The organism is Marinilactibacillus kalidii (genome assembly GCF_017599325.1).
Lineage (GTDB): Bacteria > Bacillota > Bacilli > Lactobacillales > Carnobacteriaceae_A > Marinilactibacillus > Marinilactibacillus kalidii.
In genome coordinates, this window is record NZ_JAGFVM010000031.1 from 74,669 (window position 1) to 92,208 (window position 17,540).

The 17,540-nt window shown below is 37.5% G+C and carries 15 protein-coding genes; all 15 read left to right on the forward strand.

The window, feature by feature from the left end:
• The first annotated feature begins 24 nt into the window (after positions 1-24).
• On the forward strand, positions 25-465 hold the full coding sequence (locus J5J05_RS07995) for a MarR family winged helix-turn-helix transcriptional regulator (RefSeq protein WP_208560162.1): 441 nt from the start codon (positions 25-27) through the stop codon (positions 463-465).
• A gap of 38 nt (positions 466-503) precedes the next feature.
• Entirely contained in the window at positions 504-1,100 is a 597-nt protein-coding gene (locus tag J5J05_RS08000) for an ECF transporter S component (RefSeq protein WP_208560163.1), read from the forward strand.
• Positions 1,101-1,444: 344 nt separating this feature from the next.
• Complete coding sequence (locus J5J05_RS08005; protein WP_208560164.1) at positions 1,445-2,131, forward strand: YrrS family protein; 687 nt, start codon at positions 1,445-1,447, stop codon at positions 2,129-2,131.
• Between the two features lie 133 nt (positions 2,132-2,264).
• Positions 2,265-3,542, forward strand: a complete 1,278-nt coding sequence (locus J5J05_RS08010) for a YcjF family protein (protein WP_208560165.1) — start codon at positions 2,265-2,267, stop codon at positions 3,540-3,542.
• 217 nt (positions 3,543-3,759) lie between these two features.
• Entirely contained in the window at positions 3,760-4,071 is a 312-nt protein-coding gene (locus tag J5J05_RS08015) for a PTS sugar transporter subunit IIB (protein WP_208560166.1), read from the forward strand.
• Positions 4,072-4,093: 22 nt separating this feature from the next.
• Entirely contained in the window at positions 4,094-5,383 is a 1,290-nt protein-coding gene (gene celB, locus J5J05_RS08020; RefSeq protein WP_208560167.1) for a PTS cellobiose transporter subunit IIC, read from the forward strand.
• 86 nt (positions 5,384-5,469) lie between these two features.
• Positions 5,470-5,775 carry a PTS sugar transporter subunit IIA gene (locus J5J05_RS08025; RefSeq protein ID WP_208560168.1) on the forward strand — a complete coding sequence of 102 codons (306 nt, stop codon included), beginning with the start codon at positions 5,470-5,472 and terminating at the stop codon, positions 5,773-5,775.
• 13 nt (positions 5,776-5,788) lie between these two features.
• Complete coding sequence (locus J5J05_RS08030) at positions 5,789-7,174, forward strand: glycoside hydrolase family 1 protein (protein WP_208560169.1); 1,386 nt, start codon at positions 5,789-5,791, stop codon at positions 7,172-7,174.
• A gap of 108 nt (positions 7,175-7,282) precedes the next feature.
• The gene (locus J5J05_RS08035; RefSeq protein ID WP_208560170.1) at positions 7,283-9,226 is read left to right on the forward strand and encodes a BglG family transcription antiterminator; all 1,944 of its coding nucleotides are present in this window, start codon (positions 7,283-7,285) and stop codon (positions 9,224-9,226) included.
• Positions 9,227-9,391: 165 nt separating this feature from the next.
• A complete protein-coding gene (rnc, locus tag J5J05_RS08040; protein WP_208560171.1) occupies positions 9,392-10,090 on the forward strand; it encodes a ribonuclease III in 699 nt (232 codons plus the stop codon).
• A 62-nt stretch (positions 10,091-10,152) separates the two neighbouring features.
• Positions 10,153-13,719, forward strand: coding sequence for a chromosome segregation protein SMC (smc, locus tag J5J05_RS08045; protein ID WP_208560172.1), 3,567 nt, complete (start codon positions 10,153-10,155; stop codon positions 13,717-13,719).
• 53 nt (positions 13,720-13,772) lie between these two features.
• Positions 13,773-14,585: a Cof-type HAD-IIB family hydrolase gene (locus tag J5J05_RS08050; protein ID WP_244244670.1), complete on the forward strand. Its 813-nt coding sequence runs from the start codon at positions 13,773-13,775 to the stop codon at positions 14,583-14,585.
• A gap of 59 nt (positions 14,586-14,644) precedes the next feature.
• Positions 14,645-15,733 carry a signal recognition particle-docking protein FtsY gene (gene ftsY, locus J5J05_RS08055; protein ID WP_208560173.1) on the forward strand — a complete coding sequence of 363 codons (1,089 nt, stop codon included), beginning with the start codon at positions 14,645-14,647 and terminating at the stop codon, positions 15,731-15,733.
• Positions 15,734-15,746: 13 nt separating this feature from the next.
• Positions 15,747-16,097, forward strand: coding sequence for a putative DNA-binding protein (locus J5J05_RS08060; RefSeq protein ID WP_208560174.1), 351 nt, complete (start codon positions 15,747-15,749; stop codon positions 16,095-16,097).
• Between the two features lie 5 nt (positions 16,098-16,102).
• Positions 16,103-17,527: a signal recognition particle protein gene (gene ffh, locus J5J05_RS08065; protein ID WP_208560175.1), complete on the forward strand. Its 1,425-nt coding sequence runs from the start codon at positions 16,103-16,105 to the stop codon at positions 17,525-17,527.
• The last annotated feature ends 13 nt before the right edge of the window (positions 17,528-17,540 follow it).

A 17,540-nucleotide genomic window follows, 5' to 3' on the forward strand; every position in this document is an offset into this window, starting at 1 on the left:
ATTTATCGAAAGAGAGTGATCAAAGTGCCTCAAAAAGTTGATACAAATGATTTATTAGTTAAATTAACCGAGCTACAAATGCTTTATAAAGCAATGTCACAAAATATTATGAGTGAGTATGATCTTTCTGCGTCCGCTCTAAACCTTATTGCCATTTTAGGTGAAGAAAAGGCTACATTAAAAGCGATCACCGAATTGAGTCAATTAGATAAATCGACAATCAGTAGACAGATGAATACATTGGTCAAAAAAGAATTAGTTTTAAAAACAACTGGCGAAGACAAACGATTCGCTTATTTCACATTATCTGATAATGCAAAATCACTTTATATATCGTATAATGAGACATTCAAAAAACAATTTTCAGAAATATTAGCTGGATGGACGGAAGAAGAGAAGCATTTGTTATCTGTTTTACTCGGTAGACTAAACAGAAGTTTAACAAATGGAATGAATTCTTTATAGTCAATTATCAGTTTTACTTAAGAGAAGAGGAAAAAACGATGCCTTTAGGAAGAAAAAAATCAAATCCTTATAGAATTGCCATATTAGGAATATTAACGGCTATTATCTTGATCCAAAACTTTGTCCCTTTTTTAGGGAATATTCCTATACCACCACTTAATCCCACCATTATTCATGTGACCGTAATTGTTGCGACATTAGTGCTCGGCACTAAAGACGGAATGATTGTAGGTGGCGTTTGGGGTATTACTAGAATGATTCGCGCCTATACAGTTCCAGCTACACCGCTTGACTGGTGGCTATGGACTAATCCTTTGATAGCTTTGCTTCCTAGAATTATGATTGGATTGTTAACGGGGCTGACCTATAAATTGATTAAACATTACTTTCCATCAAAAGAAAAGATATCAATGTCTATCGCTTCCGTCATTGGTTCATTCACGAATACGATCATGGTTTTATTCTTTATTTATCTTTTCTACGGAGAACGTTATGCACAAGCGATTGATGTAGACCTTAGTAATTTAGCAGGGGTTTTATTCGTTATCGTTGGTACAAGTGGCGTAGCTGAAGCCGTGCTCGCTGGAATCGTAGCGCCCCTTATCGCGACACCTTTGAAAAAAATCAAACATTAATAAAACATTTATTCAAGCCCCTAACGCCGGGAAGCGTTAGGGGCTTTTACGATACAAGCGTTATACTGACTATATTGTGATGGATATGATGAATTATTGGTGTACTTATTTCTTTATAAGGGAGAGTGCTGCAAGAGGTTATGAAATTTTTGATAAAAAAGAAGATAATAACATAAAAGTCGTCTTAAAACCTTAAAATTTTATTGAAATGAAAGTCTTTCAAGCGAATGTTGCTCGAAAGACTTTTTTGTCGTTGAGTTGTTACTTTAATTTTGTTATTTTGCAATCTGATTGTGCTAAACTAGAAGATAATCATGTAATGGTATTTAAGGAGATGTTTGAATATGAAAGACGATCAATCGAAACAATCAAGAACCGAAAGAAAGACAAGAGCTGACAAAAAAGATCAGCCAAAAAGTCGTTTTGATAAATATTATTATATCATTGTTGCTGTTTTATTAATCATTTTGCTGGTGATTATGGCTTATATTTTCTTTTTACCAAGAAATGAGAGAAGCAATCTATCAGAATCTACTCAGCCCAAAACGGAAATACCTGCGGAAAATAAAAATGAAACTGAAGAAACGAATCAGAATGAAGCAGATAATGCTGCTGAGGAAACCCAAGATGATTCAGAAGATACAACAGATTCAGAGGAACCAACAGAAGATGAGTCTGAAACAACTGAATTGGCAGAAGTCGAATCTGATGATCCTTTAGTAGAAGAAGCTTATACAGGAAATTGGTCTCCGGTCGGTACGAGCCAGACAGGGGAGCATACGACAGATTTCAGTGATGGGTCACAGGATCGTAGCGAAATAAACGAAGCAGTTAGATCAGTTACTGGCCTATCTTCAGGTAACATGACTGAATGGTGGGTTGGAGGTAATGGACCGAGTCAAGTAGAGGTCACTGTTTCTAATAATGAACAATCAGAGGTTTACCGCGTTTATCTTCAATTTGTTGAAGATGAGGGATGGCAACCCACCAAAGTGGAAGAATTATCTTCCGTTCCATCACAATATCAATAATATACAAAAGAGGTAGAAACATGCGAACTGGCATGTTTTTACCTCTTTTTTTTATCTGTAATTCATTGTTCTTCCAGTTTATTTCGCTTTCATGTTAAACTATTTGTACTACATTAGCTTCAGGAGGTATAGGATGAAATTACCTAACGATAGAATGAATATCATTCAAGAAATACTAGATAAGACAGAAAAAGAAATTGAGAATATGCGTCCAGTTAACATATTGATTGCTGGGAAAACGGGTGTAGGTAAGAGTACTTTGATCAATAATGTCTTTAGAGAGAAACTCGCAGATACAGGCATTGGTAAACCAGTAACGAAGCACCTTCGAAAAATATCAAAAAATGGTATGCCAATCGTTTTATACGATACGCGTGGGTTAGAGTTAGAGCAAACCATTCAAGATCGTGTAAAAAAAGAAATAACAGATTTGATTGCTCAAAATAAAAATAGTAAAGAAGCGGTTCATGTCGTTTATTACTGTATTCAAGCTACTTCTTCAAGAATCGAAGATATGGAATTAGCATTGATTAAGGATCTTTCTGAGAAGATTCCTGTTATTCTCGTTTTGACACAAGCGATTGGAGAACCGGCTGAAGTTTTTAAACAACATTTAGAAAATATGAATCTACCTGTTGCGGGTATCCAAGCGGTAATGTCAGAACCGTATGTCATTTCAGCAGACTATACGATTCCTGCTTTTGGATTAAAAGAATTAGTAAACAAAACATTAGAAATTATTCCCGAAGATGCACAAAAGGCTTTTACGAATGCCCAGCAGGCCGATATTGAACGCAAAGCTAAAAATGCTAGACGCTGGGCTACTCGCTATGTTGCATCCAGTTTTGGAATAGGCTTTATTCCCATACCGTTTTCCGATGCCTCCGTCTTGGTGCCCATGCAAATTACATTACTCGCACATATCACTGCGATTTTTGGAATTTCATTAGATAAGTCTTCTATTGTTTCCATTATTGCTGCAGTAGGCGGAACGAGCTCTGCGACTTTTCTCGGTAAATCCATTGTGGGGAACGCGCTAAAATTCATTCCTGGAGCCGGGACGGTTATCGGTGGAATCATTAGCGGAACTACGGCTTCAATCGTCACAAGCGCATTAGCTGTGAGTTATATAGAAGTATTGAGTGTCATGGCTTTTAAAGAAATGAATGGTGAAGCTGTGAACTTGTCTTTCATAGAAAATCTGATGCGAAAACAATTCAAGAAAAATATGCAACTTAAAGGAAAGCATTTGAATAAGAAAGAACTCGAGTTTGATCGAACGCGCACAGCTTCAACCAATTACGAGCATTTATTAAACCAAGGAGAGACCGAAGAAAAGAAACAACCTTTCTTTAAAAGAATCATTCCGACAATTAAACGAACCGTTAGTAAGTTCTCTCGAAAAAAATAAGTCATTAAAGAAGGTAGCTTTTAAATGAACCTTCTTTTTTTGTACCTATTTAGAAAAGTACTAGTCATTTCTTTAAAGTAAAACTTTAGCTCCTTTAAATTTTGTGTATTACGCAAGAAAGTTCCACTTGGTAACGGAACTTATCCATCTGGAATTGAAAGCGGTATTAATTTATAGTTACCTTATCAAGTTATTCAATAAAAAAGGAGGAAATAAAATGAAAAAGATTTTATTAGCGTGCTCTTCAGGAATGTCGACAAGTTTACTTGTGTCGAAAATGGAAGAAGAAGCGACGAAACGTGGGGAAGAGGTCAAGATTTGGGCTGTAGCTCAAGACAAAGCCGAACACGACATGGAAGAAGCAGATGTGTTACTTATTGGACCACAAATGCGTTTCATGAAGAAAAAATTTGCGGTTACTGCAGAAAAAGTGGGTATTCCTATAGACGTTATTGATTCCGTTGCATACGGTAGAGTTGATGGTGTTGCTGTTTTAGACAAAGCTTTTGAATTAATCGAAAAAGGATAATCAGAGATATAGGAGGAAAGACATGAACAAGTTTATGAGTGTATTAGAAGATATACTTTTACCCGTTGCTGACAAGCTCAACAATAACCGTTACTTAACGGCTTTACGTAACGGTTTTATGGTAGCGTTACCTTTAATTATTTTTGGATCAATCTTTGTTGTTATTGCCAATTTGCCATTTTTAGATAAACTTATCGGGGAAGAAGCTTATGTAACTTATCAAAATACTTTAGGACCTGCATCAGCAGCAACCCTAGGTATCATGGGATTATTCGTCATGATAGGTATTGGTTACAAAATGGTTGAACAACGTGGTGGCGAAGCCATCTACGGAGGGGTTGTTGCACTAGCTTCATTTTTAGTTTTAACACCTCAGGTTTTAGAAGAAACAACAGGTGTCATTCCAACAGCTGCATTAGGCGCACAAGGTATGTTCTTAGGTATCTTTACTGCATTTATTTCAGCGGAACTCTATCAGTTCTTTGTCAAAAAGAACCTTACGATCAAAATGCCAGCGGGTGTACCCGATGCTGTATCAAGATCGTTTAGTGCACTGATTCCTATTACATTAACCTTAACAATCTTTTTACTCATCCGTATTGCATTTAGCTTCACAGGATTTGAAACCGTACAGAATTTCATTTATACTTTAATCCAACAACCGCTTACAGCTTTAGGTAGTGGCTTGCCAGCAACGATTATTGCTGTATTATTGATTCAAGTATTTTGGTTCTTTGGTCTTCATGGTCAAATTATCATCAACTCTGTATTTGATCCAATTTGGTATTCATTGAACGATCAAAATTACAAAGCTTTCCAAGCTGGAGAAGACTTACCAAACATTGTTACAAAACAATTCATGGATACTTTTATCGTGGGTATTGGTGGATCTGGTATGACATTAGCTGTCATCTTAGCCATTTTCCTTGTAACAAAAAGTCGTCAACTTCGCGAACTTGGTAAATTAGCTGGACCAGCAGGCATATTCAATGTAAATGAACCAGTGATTTTTGGTCTTCCAATTATCATGAATCCACTAATTATTATTCCTTGGTTATTAGCGCCAGTTGTCGTTGCTATCGTAACGTACTTTGCTATGGATATTGGATTTGCTCCAAGACCCGCTGGTGTTATTGTCCCGTGGACAACGCCGGCGTTACTGAGTGGTTATCTAGCAACAGGAAACAATATTATGGGTTCCGTAATGCAATTAATCAATATGGCGATTGTATTCGTAATTTGGTTACCATTCCTTAAAGTATTAGATAATCAATATTACCGAGAAGAACAAAGTGTTCAACCAGCAGAATAGAATGATAAATGAATAGAAAATTGCATAAAGGAAATCGAGTGTCTTAGACATTCGCTTTCCTTTTCGTTTTTATGGAGGTCAATAAAATGGATACAATGACAGAGGTCGCATTTCAAATTATCTTATTTGCTGGAAATGGCAAGTCCAGTGCAATGGAAGCCATTCAAGAAGCAAAAGAAGGCAACTTTGAAGAGGCTGACAATAAATTAAAAGAAGCTAGTGAAGAACTTGGTAAAGCACATCAACATCAAACAGCCTTACTGCAAAATGAGGCTCGCGGTGAAAAACAAGAACTGAATATTATTTTGATTCACTCTCAAGATCATCTCATGACTGCCATGACTGTTCGTGATTTGGCAACTGAAATTGTAGAGCTTTACCGATTAAAATAAGGAGGTCAATTATATGACAGTCGAGTATCAATTCCCTGAAAATTTCTGGTGGGGCAGTGCGGCATCAGCCACACAAACAGAAGGTGGCGAAAATGGAATAAAAAGTAAAAATATTTGGGACCAGTGGTACGAAAAAGAACCAAATCGTTTTTTCGAAAATGTTGGACCAGCAGTGACTTCTGATTTTTATCATCGTTATAAGGAAGATATCGCTAACATGAAAAAAATCAATCACAATAGCTTTAGACTCTCGATTTCATGGGCTAGACTAATCCCTGGAGGAAGAGGTCCTGTTAATCAAGACGCCGTTACTTTTTACAATAACGTGATTGATGAATTGATTGAAAATGGTGTAGAACCTTTCGTAAATCTTTTTCACTTTGATATGCCACTTGAACTGCAAGAAATTGGCGGGTGGGAAAATCGTGATGTGATCGAGGCTTATGATGACTATGCAGCGGTCGCTTTTGAATTATTTGGAGACCGTGTGAAAAAATGGTTTACATTTAATGAACCAGTGGTGCCTGTTGAAGGTGGCTACTTATATGATTTTCATTACCCTAATATCGTGGATGCAAAAAAAGCTTTCCAAGTTGGCTATAATACAATGGTTGCCCATGCACGTGTTGTTAAACGTTATCACGAGAACTATGATGGAAAGATCGGTATCGTATTAAATCTTACACCGTCTTATCCTAGAAGTCAGAATCCAGCTGATTTAAAGGCTTCTCACATTTGTGATTTATTCTTTAATCGAAGCTTCCTTGATCCAGCTGTTAAAGGGGAATACCCTCAAGACTTGATCGACTTACTCTCAACTTATGATCAACTGCCTGTTACAGAAGAAGGAGACAAGGCATTATTAAAAAATAACCTTGTAGATTTGCTTGGAGTGAATTATTATCAACCTAGAAGAGTGAAGGCTAGAGATACACAACCTCACCCGGATAGTCCTTTCATGCCCGATTGGTTCTTCGATAATTACGAAATGCCAGGAAGAAAAATGAATCCTTATCGTGGTTGGGAAATCTATGAAAAAGGTATCTATGATATTATGATCAACTTGAAAGAAAACTATGGCAACATCGAATCATTCATTTCAGAAAATGGTATGGGTGTGCAAGATGAAGATAAGTTTTTAGTGGATGGTCGAATTGAAGATGATTACAGAATTGACTTTATAAAAGAACATCTAAAATGGCTACATCGTTCTATTCAAGAAGGCTGTAATGTGAAAGGTTATCATCTATGGACATTTATGGACAACTGGTCTTGGATGAATGCTTACAAAAATCGCTATGGATTCTTCTCCGTTAATTTAGAAACACAAGAAAGAACTGCTAAGAAAAGTGCTTCGTGGTACGCAGATGTTTCCGAGAATAACGGATTCAACGAGTAGAACTGAAAAGTAACGAATAAGCGTAGTGATATCGTATTACTGCGCTTTATTCATGTGTAAGAAAAGATATTAGCCAATCGATTACTTTTTTTAGGAAGGAGGAGAAGGATGCGTAGAAGACAAATGAAAATTCTCGAGAAACTTTCATCATCGAAACAACCCGTGACCAGTGATCAATTGGCTGCTTTAATAGAAGTTTCTTCTCGGACGATCAGAAAAGATATCAAGACATTGAATGAAGAATTAGAGAATGTAAATGCAACGATTCAAGCCCTAAAAGGAAAAGGCTTTGACCTCGTAGTTCATGATCAACCACAGTTTGATGCTTATGTGAAAGAGCTTGATCCGACCTTTAACCAGAACAGAGATATGCCTAACTCACCTAATGAGCGCGTTAAGTATATGTTGAACCTCTTACTAAGAAAAAATGAATCGATCAAACTTGAAGCACTGAGCGAAGAGATTCATGTCAGTCGATCAACGCTACAAGCAGATCTCAAAACAATTAAAACCTTACTTGAGCCCTATTCTCTCAGTTTAGTGAGTCGCCCAAATTATGGACTGATATTAAAAGGTACTGAATTAAACCGTCGTTTTGCGATTTCAGAATATTTATATGATCACCGCGAAATTGGTCCTAATCTAATCCAGTTAAAACAAGTAAGTGCCATTGCTGAAATGAGCGAATCTATTTTAAATGATATTTGGATTATATTGCTTTATCAAATTGATGCAAATCGAATCGTCTTATCAGATATCGCTTTGAATAATCTCTTCGTGCATATTGTGATTGCTTATAAACGAATCAAAGAAGGATATAGCGTCAATTTAATTCAAAAAGAGTTAATGGACATCAAAACGCAGAAAGAATATCATGTTGCTCAAAAAATCATTACTCAAATTCAAGAAGTATTAGGTGTTCGGTTTCCAGAAATTGAAATCGCTTATATTGCTATCCATTTATTAGGGACTAAATTAGTTAATACAACATTATTATTGAAAGAATCGACGGATCCTGTGGTAGATCCAGAAATAGATAGTCTGGTTAACCGTATTCTTCAAAAGATAAATGCTGAGATGAGTCTTGACTTGATAGAAGACCGTGAACTGCGTGTCAGTTTAGCTTTACATTTGAAGCCTGCTATCAACCGGTATAAATACAATATGAATATTCGTAATCCGATGCTTGAAGATATTAAACTTCATTATCCTTTAGCTTTTGAAGCGGGAATAACGGCAGCAGTCGTCATTGACCATACATTAGAAGTAGAAATCGATGAAAATGAAATCGCCTATATTGCCCTTCATATCGGAGCAGCGATAGAAAGAGCTAAAGAGAAACAGACTTTAAAAAAATGTTATATCGTCTGTGCATCGGGTGTGGGAAGTTCAAAACTTATCCAATACAAATTGAAATCTGAATTCCGTTCTGTTATCGATGTGGTGGGTACAACAGAACTATATCGCTTGAAAGATATACCTTATGGAGACATTGACTTTGTAGTAAGTGCTGTCCCGATAAAGGATGTATTACCAGTACCAGTCATTGAAGTTAATGCTATATTGAGTCAAATGGATCTGAATAGTATTGATCGATTTATCAAAGGTGATCAGTCAAGTCCGTTAACTTTTATCAAAGAAGAGCATACCTTTTTGAATCTCACACTAAAATCAAAAGAAGCTGTATTCGAATATTTTTACGATGCATTAAAAACAAATCATTCGTTACCTGAAGGTTATGTAGATGAATTGAAAAAAAGAGAAGAAATTGCACCGACAGCCTATGGCAATTATGTGGCTATTCCACATCCTATTTCACCGCAAACCGATCAAACGTTTCTAACCTTTTGTACATTGAATCAACCCATTATATGGGGAGAACGAAAGGTGCAATTTGTTTGCTTATTGAATGTGCAAAAAAATAGTCAAGAAGATCTTCAACTTCTCTACGATGTATTGGGCAGAATCGTCAATACGCCTGCCATTGTTCAGAAGTTACTGCAGTGTAAAACGTACCAATCTTTTATTCAAACGATTCAAACGTATACTTAAAATAATCCCTTAGGTCAAAAACGATACTACTTAAAGTATCGTTTTTTTGTGTAAAAAATCATGATCATCGTTAGATAACCATGCTATAACTGTAATGAATGTTTATTTTTATCCATAATTCCAGTATAATATAGGTATATAAAGAAAAGAAAGGAGTGTAGAAGTTTGATAAAAGCACTTATTCAACATGTCGAAAACAATTTTGGTATTACATTTCACGATCAAGAACTGCTGATCGAAGCCTTTACTCATTCATCCTATGCGAATGATCATCGAGAGTTAACATTGAAAAATTTAGAACGATTGGAATTTTTAGGAGATGCCGTCTTAGAATTGACTGTTTCTGAATACCTATACAATAAATTCCCAGATTTACCTGAAGGTCAATTGACAAGAATGCGCGCTGCTATTGTTAGAGCTGAAAGCTTAGCGATGCTAGCAAAGGAATGTGAATTAGCTCAATTTCTCCGTTTAGGTAAAGGAGAAGAATTAATGAATGGCAGAAAACGCCCATCCTTATTATGCGATGTCTTTGAAGCATTTGTAGGCGCAATCTTTATTGACCAAGGTATGACAGTCGTTATGCATTTTCTTGAAAGAGTCTTATTTCCTAAAATAGATTCTGGTGCTTTCTCTCATGGGATGGATCACAAAACTGCTTTACAAGAACTCTTACAAAAAAATGGTGTAGTTACAATCGTTTATCAAGTTATTGAAGAAATCGGACCTGATCACGATCGTCAATTTATCGTTGAAGTCTTTGTCGAAGGAGACTCATTGGGAACTGGGCGAGGCCGTTCAAAAAAAGGCGCAGAACAAGAAGCAGCCCGAGTCGCATTGATGACACTTGAAAAAGAACAGTAAACCAATCAATTCAGACCAGTGGGTCCAAGTTCTCATATCGTTAGCAAGGAGAGGAAACATCTGTGCAATTAAAGAAGCTGGAACTGAAAGGATTTAAGTCGTTTGCAGATAAAACGACATTGGATTTCAATGATGGCGTAACTGCTGTCGTTGGTCCTAATGGTAGTGGGAAAAGTAATATTATTGAAGCGATCCGTTGGGTGATGGGCGAACAATCTGCCAAGAACCTCCGTGGTGGTCGCATGCATGATATTATTTTCTCTGGTACGGATTCAAGAAAACCAATAAACGTTGCGGAAGTCACCTTGGTTTTAGATAACCAAGATGGCTTTCTTCCTGTGGACTTTGAAGAAGTCAGTGTCACTAGAAGAATCAATCGCAGTGGTGATAGTGAATACTTAATGAACAAGCAAGCTTGTCGACTAAAAGACATTGTCGACCTTTTTATGGATTCCGGTTTAGGAAAAGAATCATTTTCAATCATTTCACAAGGTCAGGTTGAAGCTATTTTCAATAGTAAAGCGGAAGATCGTCGGTCTATTTTTGAAGAAGCTGCAGGCGTTTTTAAATACAAACTCCGTAAACAATCAGCTGAACGTAAACTGGAAGATACGCAAGATAATTTGGATCGTGTCCAAGATATTTTGTATGAATTAGATGCTCAAGTAGAACCGCTCAAAGCGCAAAGCGATTTGGCGCAATCTTATTTGGAACAAAAAGAAGAGCTGACGGGCATTGATATTGGATTATCTGTTTTAAAAATCAAGCAATTGCAACAATCCGTTGAAACTGATCAAGTAGCCTTAGATAAGCTGTCTCAGGAATTAGCGAATCTGGTCAAATCAATTGATGCAGATAATGAACAAGCGCAAGAACTTCGAATGAAACAAGCGCAGTTAGAGCAAGAACGCGAACAAATACAAGCGGATCTTTTAAAAACAGTCCAATCCATCGAACGTACGGAATCTGCACTAAACCTATATGCAGAAAAAGAAAAGCATAAAGAAGCTTTTTTAGATGAGAAAAAAGCGTCAATTGAAAAATTAGAAATACAGAAAAAAACAGTGACTGCCTCTTATGATACCGTCAAAGATCAATTGAACGAGCTTTCTAAGCAATCAGCCGAACTATCTGCACTCGTTAAAGAAAAACAAGCACATAAGACACGTTTGGAAGGGAATCGAGAAGAAGCTATTGAAGCGTTACGGGCTACTTATATCGATTTAATGCAAGAACAGACAACTTTAAAAAACGAACAGACTTATCTTGAGAGACAAATTCAACAACAATCGGTCTCTAAAGAGAAAGTCTCTAGAAACGCCGTCAAAACGACAAAAGAATTAGCTGAGTTAGAAGAACAAGTTGAAGTGAAATCTAAACAACATGCGACTTTAAAAAATGAAGTCGATACATTACTTGCTTCGTTTCAGACAACGAAAGAAACAATGGAGCAATTGACAACTGCAATTGAAAGTAAAGAAGTCCGTCTGAATCAAGCACAAGGCAAACTTCAACAAGCGATGGCTAAAAGAACGAGCTTACTTGAGATGCAAGAAAATTATGCTGGCTATTTCGCTGGTGTCAAAGCTGTTATGAAGAACAAGTCTCGATTAGAGGGGATTGTTGGTACGGTTGCTGATTTAATTGAAGTACCTAAAGATTATCTGGAAGCAATCGATACTGTGCTTGCCTCTTCTAGTCAGTTTGTGGTCGTTGAAAATGAAAAAGCCGGTCGTCAAGCTATTCAGCATTTGAAAGCGACTAGAGCAGGTAGAGCGACCTTTTTACCTTTGACAACGATTCAGTCACGATTGATCCGTAATGATGTTAAAAAAGCAGCTAGTGAAATCGATGGTTATTTGGGTATAGCTAGTGAATTGATTCAATATGAGTCACGGGTAGCGAATATTTTAGAAAACCTCTTAGGTAATACAATTGTAGCTGAGTCTCTCGATGCTGCTAACGCAATCGCTCGCACCGTTAACTATCGCTACCGCGTGGTGAGTTTACAAGGAGATATGATGAATGCCGGCGGCTCAATGACCGGTGGGGGCGGGAAACGCTCTTCCAATTCACACTTGTTTTCACAAAAGAAAGAATTGAAAGAATTAGACATCTTTATCGATGAAACGGAAAAAACGGTCAATCTTCGTAGAGAAGAGTTGTTTAACGATAGAGAACGCCGTAAAACACTCTCTTTAGAATTAGAAGAAGTTCGCTCTGCTGGTGAAGAGAAGCGCGTTGATGAGCGACAATTACAAAATGAACTGAATTCAGTGGAAGAAAGACGGACACGTCTACGTAGAGAACACCAAGCCCTTTCTTATGAGTATAATCAAGCTGAAAAAGAATATAGCGAGAACCAGACCCGTTTGAAAGAAATTGCTACTAGTAGAGAACAAATCGATGCACGAATGAAAGCTCATAAACAAGAAATGAGTGAACTTTCTGCAGAAAAAGAAGATATAGAAGAACAGAAGCGTGCTTTACAAATTACTTTAGAAGAACTGCAAGACAAACTGCATACGGTTAATGAAAAACAAGCTGCTGTTAAAGCAGAGGTCACACATTTTAAAACACAAAAAGAGCAATTGGATGAAAATATTCGTGTCTTGCATGATGATCTTAAAGCCTATGAATCGGGTGAGTCTTTCGGTTCAAAAGAAGAGCTAAAAGAACAACTAGAGAAACATAAAGCAAATCAAGTGGCTTTGCGTGATAAAGAACAAACGCTAAAACAAGATGCGCAACAATTAGAAACAGATAAAAGCCAAGTGGAAAGCCGCTTGACTGCTCGTCAAGCTGACAAACAAACCTTAAGCGATCGTAAGACAACGATTGAAATCAATCTATCTAGAGCAGACGTATCGCTTGATCATTATCTGGCTTACCTCTCTGAAGAATACGGTTTAAGCTATGAAGAAGCGAAATTAGAACCTAAAATTGACCTATCTGAAGAAGCTGCGCAGAAAAAAGTTAAATTGCTTAAAAAGGGTATTGAAGAACTAGGACCTGTAAATGTCGGTGCGATTGAAGAATATGAGCGTGTACATGAGCGTTTCACTTTCTTAAGCGCACAACAAACAGACCTTTTAGAAGCCAAAGCACGTTTGTACGATACAATGGATCAAATGGACACCGAAGTATCGCGGAGATTTGAAGAAACATTCAATTTGATCAAAAATCAATTTTCAATCGTTTTCCCACAAATGTTTGGCGGTGGTAAAGCAGAACTGCGATTAACTGACCCAGAAAACTTGTTAACTTCAGGAGTCGAGATCGTTGCGCAGCCGCCTGGTAAGAATCTGCAATCATTAAGTTTACTATCCGGTGGGGAACGGGCACTGACGGCTATCTCCTTACTATTCGCTATTATCCAAGTAAGGCCGATACCATTCTGTATTCTCGATGAAGCTGAAGCAGCGCTTGATGAAGCAAATGTATCTAGGTTCGGAAAGTATCTGAAAAACTTTTCTAGTGATACGCAATTTATCGTCATCACTCACCGTAAAGGAACCATGGAAGAAGCCGATAGTCTATACGGCGTAACTATGAGAGAAAAAGGTGTCTCTAAACTTGTTTCGGTTCGTCTGAAAGATGTTGAAGAAATCGAAGGGATTTCTCCTTAAGAGCATCGTCAATTAACTGAAGAAAAATTTTCAAGCAAAAAGGAGCGTTCATTTTGGGTATTAAATTAGTTGCATTAGATCTAGATGGTACATTGCTGAATAAAAATAAAGAAGTTTCTGAAGAAAATCGGCAAGCTATTCAACGTGCAAAAGAAGCTGGAGTTAAGGTGGTTTTATGTACCGGACGCCCTTTGAAAGCTATCTTACACATTCTTGAAGCTTGTAATCTTCTTGAAGAAGGAGATTTAGGCATTACGTACAATGGTGGCTTGATCCAATGGACACAAAGTGGCGAAAGCTTGAGTCAAATCACGATGGATAAAAATTCTGTCCTAGAAATTTACGAACTCAGTAAAACTTTGAATGTGCCTTGTAATTTTATAGATTTAAATACTGTTTATGAACCTGCTTATCCAGCAGGAAAAGACTCTTTATATCCGTCGATCATGAACATACTACCTTTTAAACCCATTAATACTGGCTCTCTTCCAGAGAACACAGCAATGAATAAGTTGATCTTCTGTTGGCACCAAGAAGAGTTAGATCAAGCGATCAGTCAAATTCCAGAAACGGTTCATGAACGCTATACGATCATGAAATCTAGACCGAATTTACTTGAAATTTTGCCAAAGACAGTGGATAAAGGTAAGGGACTAGCTTTACTGGCTGAACAACTTGATTTGGATGTCAGTGAGATCATGGCGATAGGCGATCAGGAGAATGATTTGGCGATGATCCAGTATGCTGGAATTGGCGTAGCAATGGATAATGCTACTGAAGAAGTGAAGAAACATGCTGATGTTGTTACAAAATCAAATGATGATCATGGAGTTGCTTATGCTATAGAACAATATGTGTTAAACTAGGTAAGATAAAAAAGGGTCATCAATTTGATCACGACTATAAAAAGAAAGTTGGAGATATAATGGGATTGTTTGATAAGATCAAATCCGCTTTCACAAATACTGATAAAACTGAAACGAAACCTGAAGTTGAACAAATAGAACAGAAAGCACCTTCAGAAACAATAGAACAACCTGTCTCCCAGCCAGTAGAACCTGAGCGAGCGGAACAAAAAGAAACCGAACAGTACGAAAAAGGACTTCAAAAATCTCGTCGCTCTTTCACTAGAAGATTAAATGAATTGCTAGCTAATTTTCGATACGAAGATGAAGAATTTTTTGAAGAGCTAGAAGACTTATTGATTGAATCAGATGTCGGTTTTGAAGCAACGATGTACATTTCAGAAACACTTCGACACGAGTCTAAAGTACAAAATGTTCGTAGTATGGCTGATGCAGAACGCGTAATCGTTCAGACAATGGTCGATTTATACGGTGAAACAAATCCGGATCATCACGTGTTCAATGATAATCCAAATGGTCTGACAGTCGTTTTATTTGTAGGCGTAAATGGTGTCGGTAAGACAACTACTATCGCTAAAATGGCACATCAATATATTGATCAAGGTAAAAAAGTTGTTATGGCTGCCGGAGATACTTTTAGAGCTGGAGCAATTGAACAGTTACATGTATGGGGTGAGCGCGTAGGCGCACAAGTTGTTTCCACTAAGCAAGGTGGCGATCCAGCTGCAGTTGTTTATGATGGGATCGCGCAAGCGAGAGAACATGGCGCTGATGTTTTATTAATTGATACGGCAGGTCGTTTACAGAACAAGAAAAACTTGATGAACGAACTTGAAAAGATGAAACGTGTCATCAGTCGAGAAATTCCAGATGCTCCTCATGAAACACTACTTGTCTTAGATGCAACGACTGGACAAAATGCTTTGAACCAAGCCAAAATCTTTAAAGAAACCACCGATGTAACCGGTATTGTCTTGACGAAAATGGATGGTACTGCAAAAGGTGGTATCGTTATTGCCATTGGTAAGGAATTGAATATTCCAGTCAAATTTGTTGGTCTAGGTGAAACAATGAATGACTTGCATGTCTTCGATTCTGAGAAATTTGCGATCGGATTATTCAAAGAATTGATTCAGCAAACCACTTAAAGGAGCCGGTTTTATGGAACTAGAAAAGACACTTCAAATGAATACACTATTCAGTTTCTATGGCCCGTTGCTGACGAAAAAACAGCAAGAGTATATGCAACTCTATTACGGAGAAGACTATTCTCTCGGTGAGATCGCCGCAGATTTTGACATCAGTAGACAAGCAGTCTACGATAATGTGAGAAGATCAGAAGCGATTTTACTGGATTATGAGGCTAAATTGCATTTAGTTGAAGATTTTGATCATAAACAACAAGCACTCGATAAAGTACGTGAATACGCAACAGAAAAATACTCAACGGATTCTACATTGCTTCAGCTTTTACAGGAAGTCAACTACGAACCGAAACGAGAGGGGAAATAATCTGAATGGCATTTGAGGGATTAACTGGACGTTTGCAAGACGCATTCTCCGGACTACGAAAAAAAGGAAAAATCACTGAAGCGGATGTTAAAGACGCGATGCGTGAAGTTCGCCTAGCCTTACTTGAAGCGGATGTTAACTACAAAGTTGTTCGCGACTTTGTTAAAACAGTCAGAGAAAAAGCGATTGGTGAAGAAGTTTTAGAAAGTATCAATGGTGGGCAACAAGTCGTAAAGATCGTTAATGATGAACTTACTCATTTAATGGGGGATACCCAAGAAAAAATCGTTTTCGCAGACCGTGGACCAACCGTTTATATGATGACTGGTTTGCAAGGTGCTGGTAAAACGACGACTGCTGGTAAATTAGCCAATTATTTACGTAAAAATGAAAACAAAAAACCATTAATGGTCGCAGCCGATATTTATCGTCCTGCAGCAATCGATCAGTTACAAACAGTCGGAAGAGATTTAAACGTACCTGTATTTAGCATGGGCGATCAGGTAAGTCCAGTAGAAATCGCTGAAAAAGGGATTCAAGAAGCGATTGATACAAATCGTGATGTGGTCATTATCGATACTGCTGGACGACTGCACATCGATGAAACGCTGATGGATGAGCTGGAGAATGTTAAGACGGCAATCAATCCACATGAGATATTCTTAGTTGTTGATGCCATGACGGGTCAAGATGCTGTTAACGTAGCGAATACCTTTAATGACCGCTTAGATATCACCAGTGTCATTTTAACAAAATTAGATGGCGACACTCGTGGTGGGGCTGCACTTTCTATTCGTTCCGTTACACAAAAACCAATCAAATTTACCGGTACTGGCGAGCGTTTAGACGCGTTAGAACCATTCCATCCAGATCGTATGGCAAATCGTATACTAGGGATGGGCGATATCCTGACACTAGTTGAGCGTGCGCAACAAGAAGTTGATGAAAAACGCGCTGAAGAAATGGCTGAAAAAATGCGTGAGAACACGTATGATTTCAATGACTTCATTGAACAAATGGATCAAATGCAAAATATGGGACCAATCGAAGATCTAATTAAAATGATTCCAGGTGTTAATCAAATTCCTGGCATGGACCAATTTGAAATGGATCACAAAGATATGGCGCATATGAAAGCGATCGTTATGTCTATGACACCTGAAGAACGATCAAATCCAGATATCCTTTCCCAAAAACGTAGACGCAGAATTGCTGCAGGTTCAGCAAGGAATATTGCTGAAGTGAATCGTATGATCAAGCAGTTCAAGCAATCAAAAGATATGATGAGCAAAATGTCTAATGGTAATATGAATGGCATGGAAAATCTATTTGGTGGCGGTATTAAGGGTAAATTAGGCAAAATGGCTATGAATAAAGCCTCTAAGAATATGACTAAGAAGAAAAAGAAAAAAATCAGACGTAAAAAGTAATCATTAAAAACGC

Bases quoted from the DNA above. Each gene is read 5' to 3' on its own strand.
- J5J05_RS08000 (WP_208560163.1), top strand. From the start codon at position 504: ATGCCTTTAGGAAGAAAAAAATCAAATCCTTATAGAATTGCCATATTA.
- J5J05_RS08005 (WP_208560164.1), top strand. From the start codon at position 1,445: ATGAAAGACGATCAATCGAAACAATCAAGAACCGAAAGAAAGACAAGA.
- J5J05_RS08010 (WP_208560165.1), top strand. From the start codon at position 2,265: ATGAAATTACCTAACGATAGAATGAATATCATTCAAGAAATACTAGAT.
- J5J05_RS08015 (WP_208560166.1), top strand. From the start codon at position 3,760: ATGAAAAAGATTTTATTAGCGTGCTCTTCAGGAATGTCGACAAGTTTA.
- celB (WP_208560167.1), top strand. From the start codon at position 4,094: ATGAACAAGTTTATGAGTGTATTAGAAGATATACTTTTACCCGTTGCT.
- J5J05_RS08025 (WP_208560168.1), top strand. From the start codon at position 5,470: ATGGATACAATGACAGAGGTCGCATTTCAAATTATCTTATTTGCTGGA.
- J5J05_RS08030 (WP_208560169.1), top strand. From the start codon at position 5,789: ATGACAGTCGAGTATCAATTCCCTGAAAATTTCTGGTGGGGCAGTGCG.
- J5J05_RS08035 (WP_208560170.1), top strand. From the start codon at position 7,283: ATGCGTAGAAGACAAATGAAAATTCTCGAGAAACTTTCATCATCGAAA.
- ftsY (WP_208560173.1), top strand. From the start codon at position 14,645: ATGGGATTGTTTGATAAGATCAAATCCGCTTTCACAAATACTGATAAA.
- J5J05_RS08060 (WP_208560174.1), top strand. From the start codon at position 15,747: ATGGAACTAGAAAAGACACTTCAAATGAATACACTATTCAGTTTCTAT.
- ffh (WP_208560175.1), top strand. From the start codon at position 16,103: ATGGCATTTGAGGGATTAACTGGACGTTTGCAAGACGCATTCTCCGGA.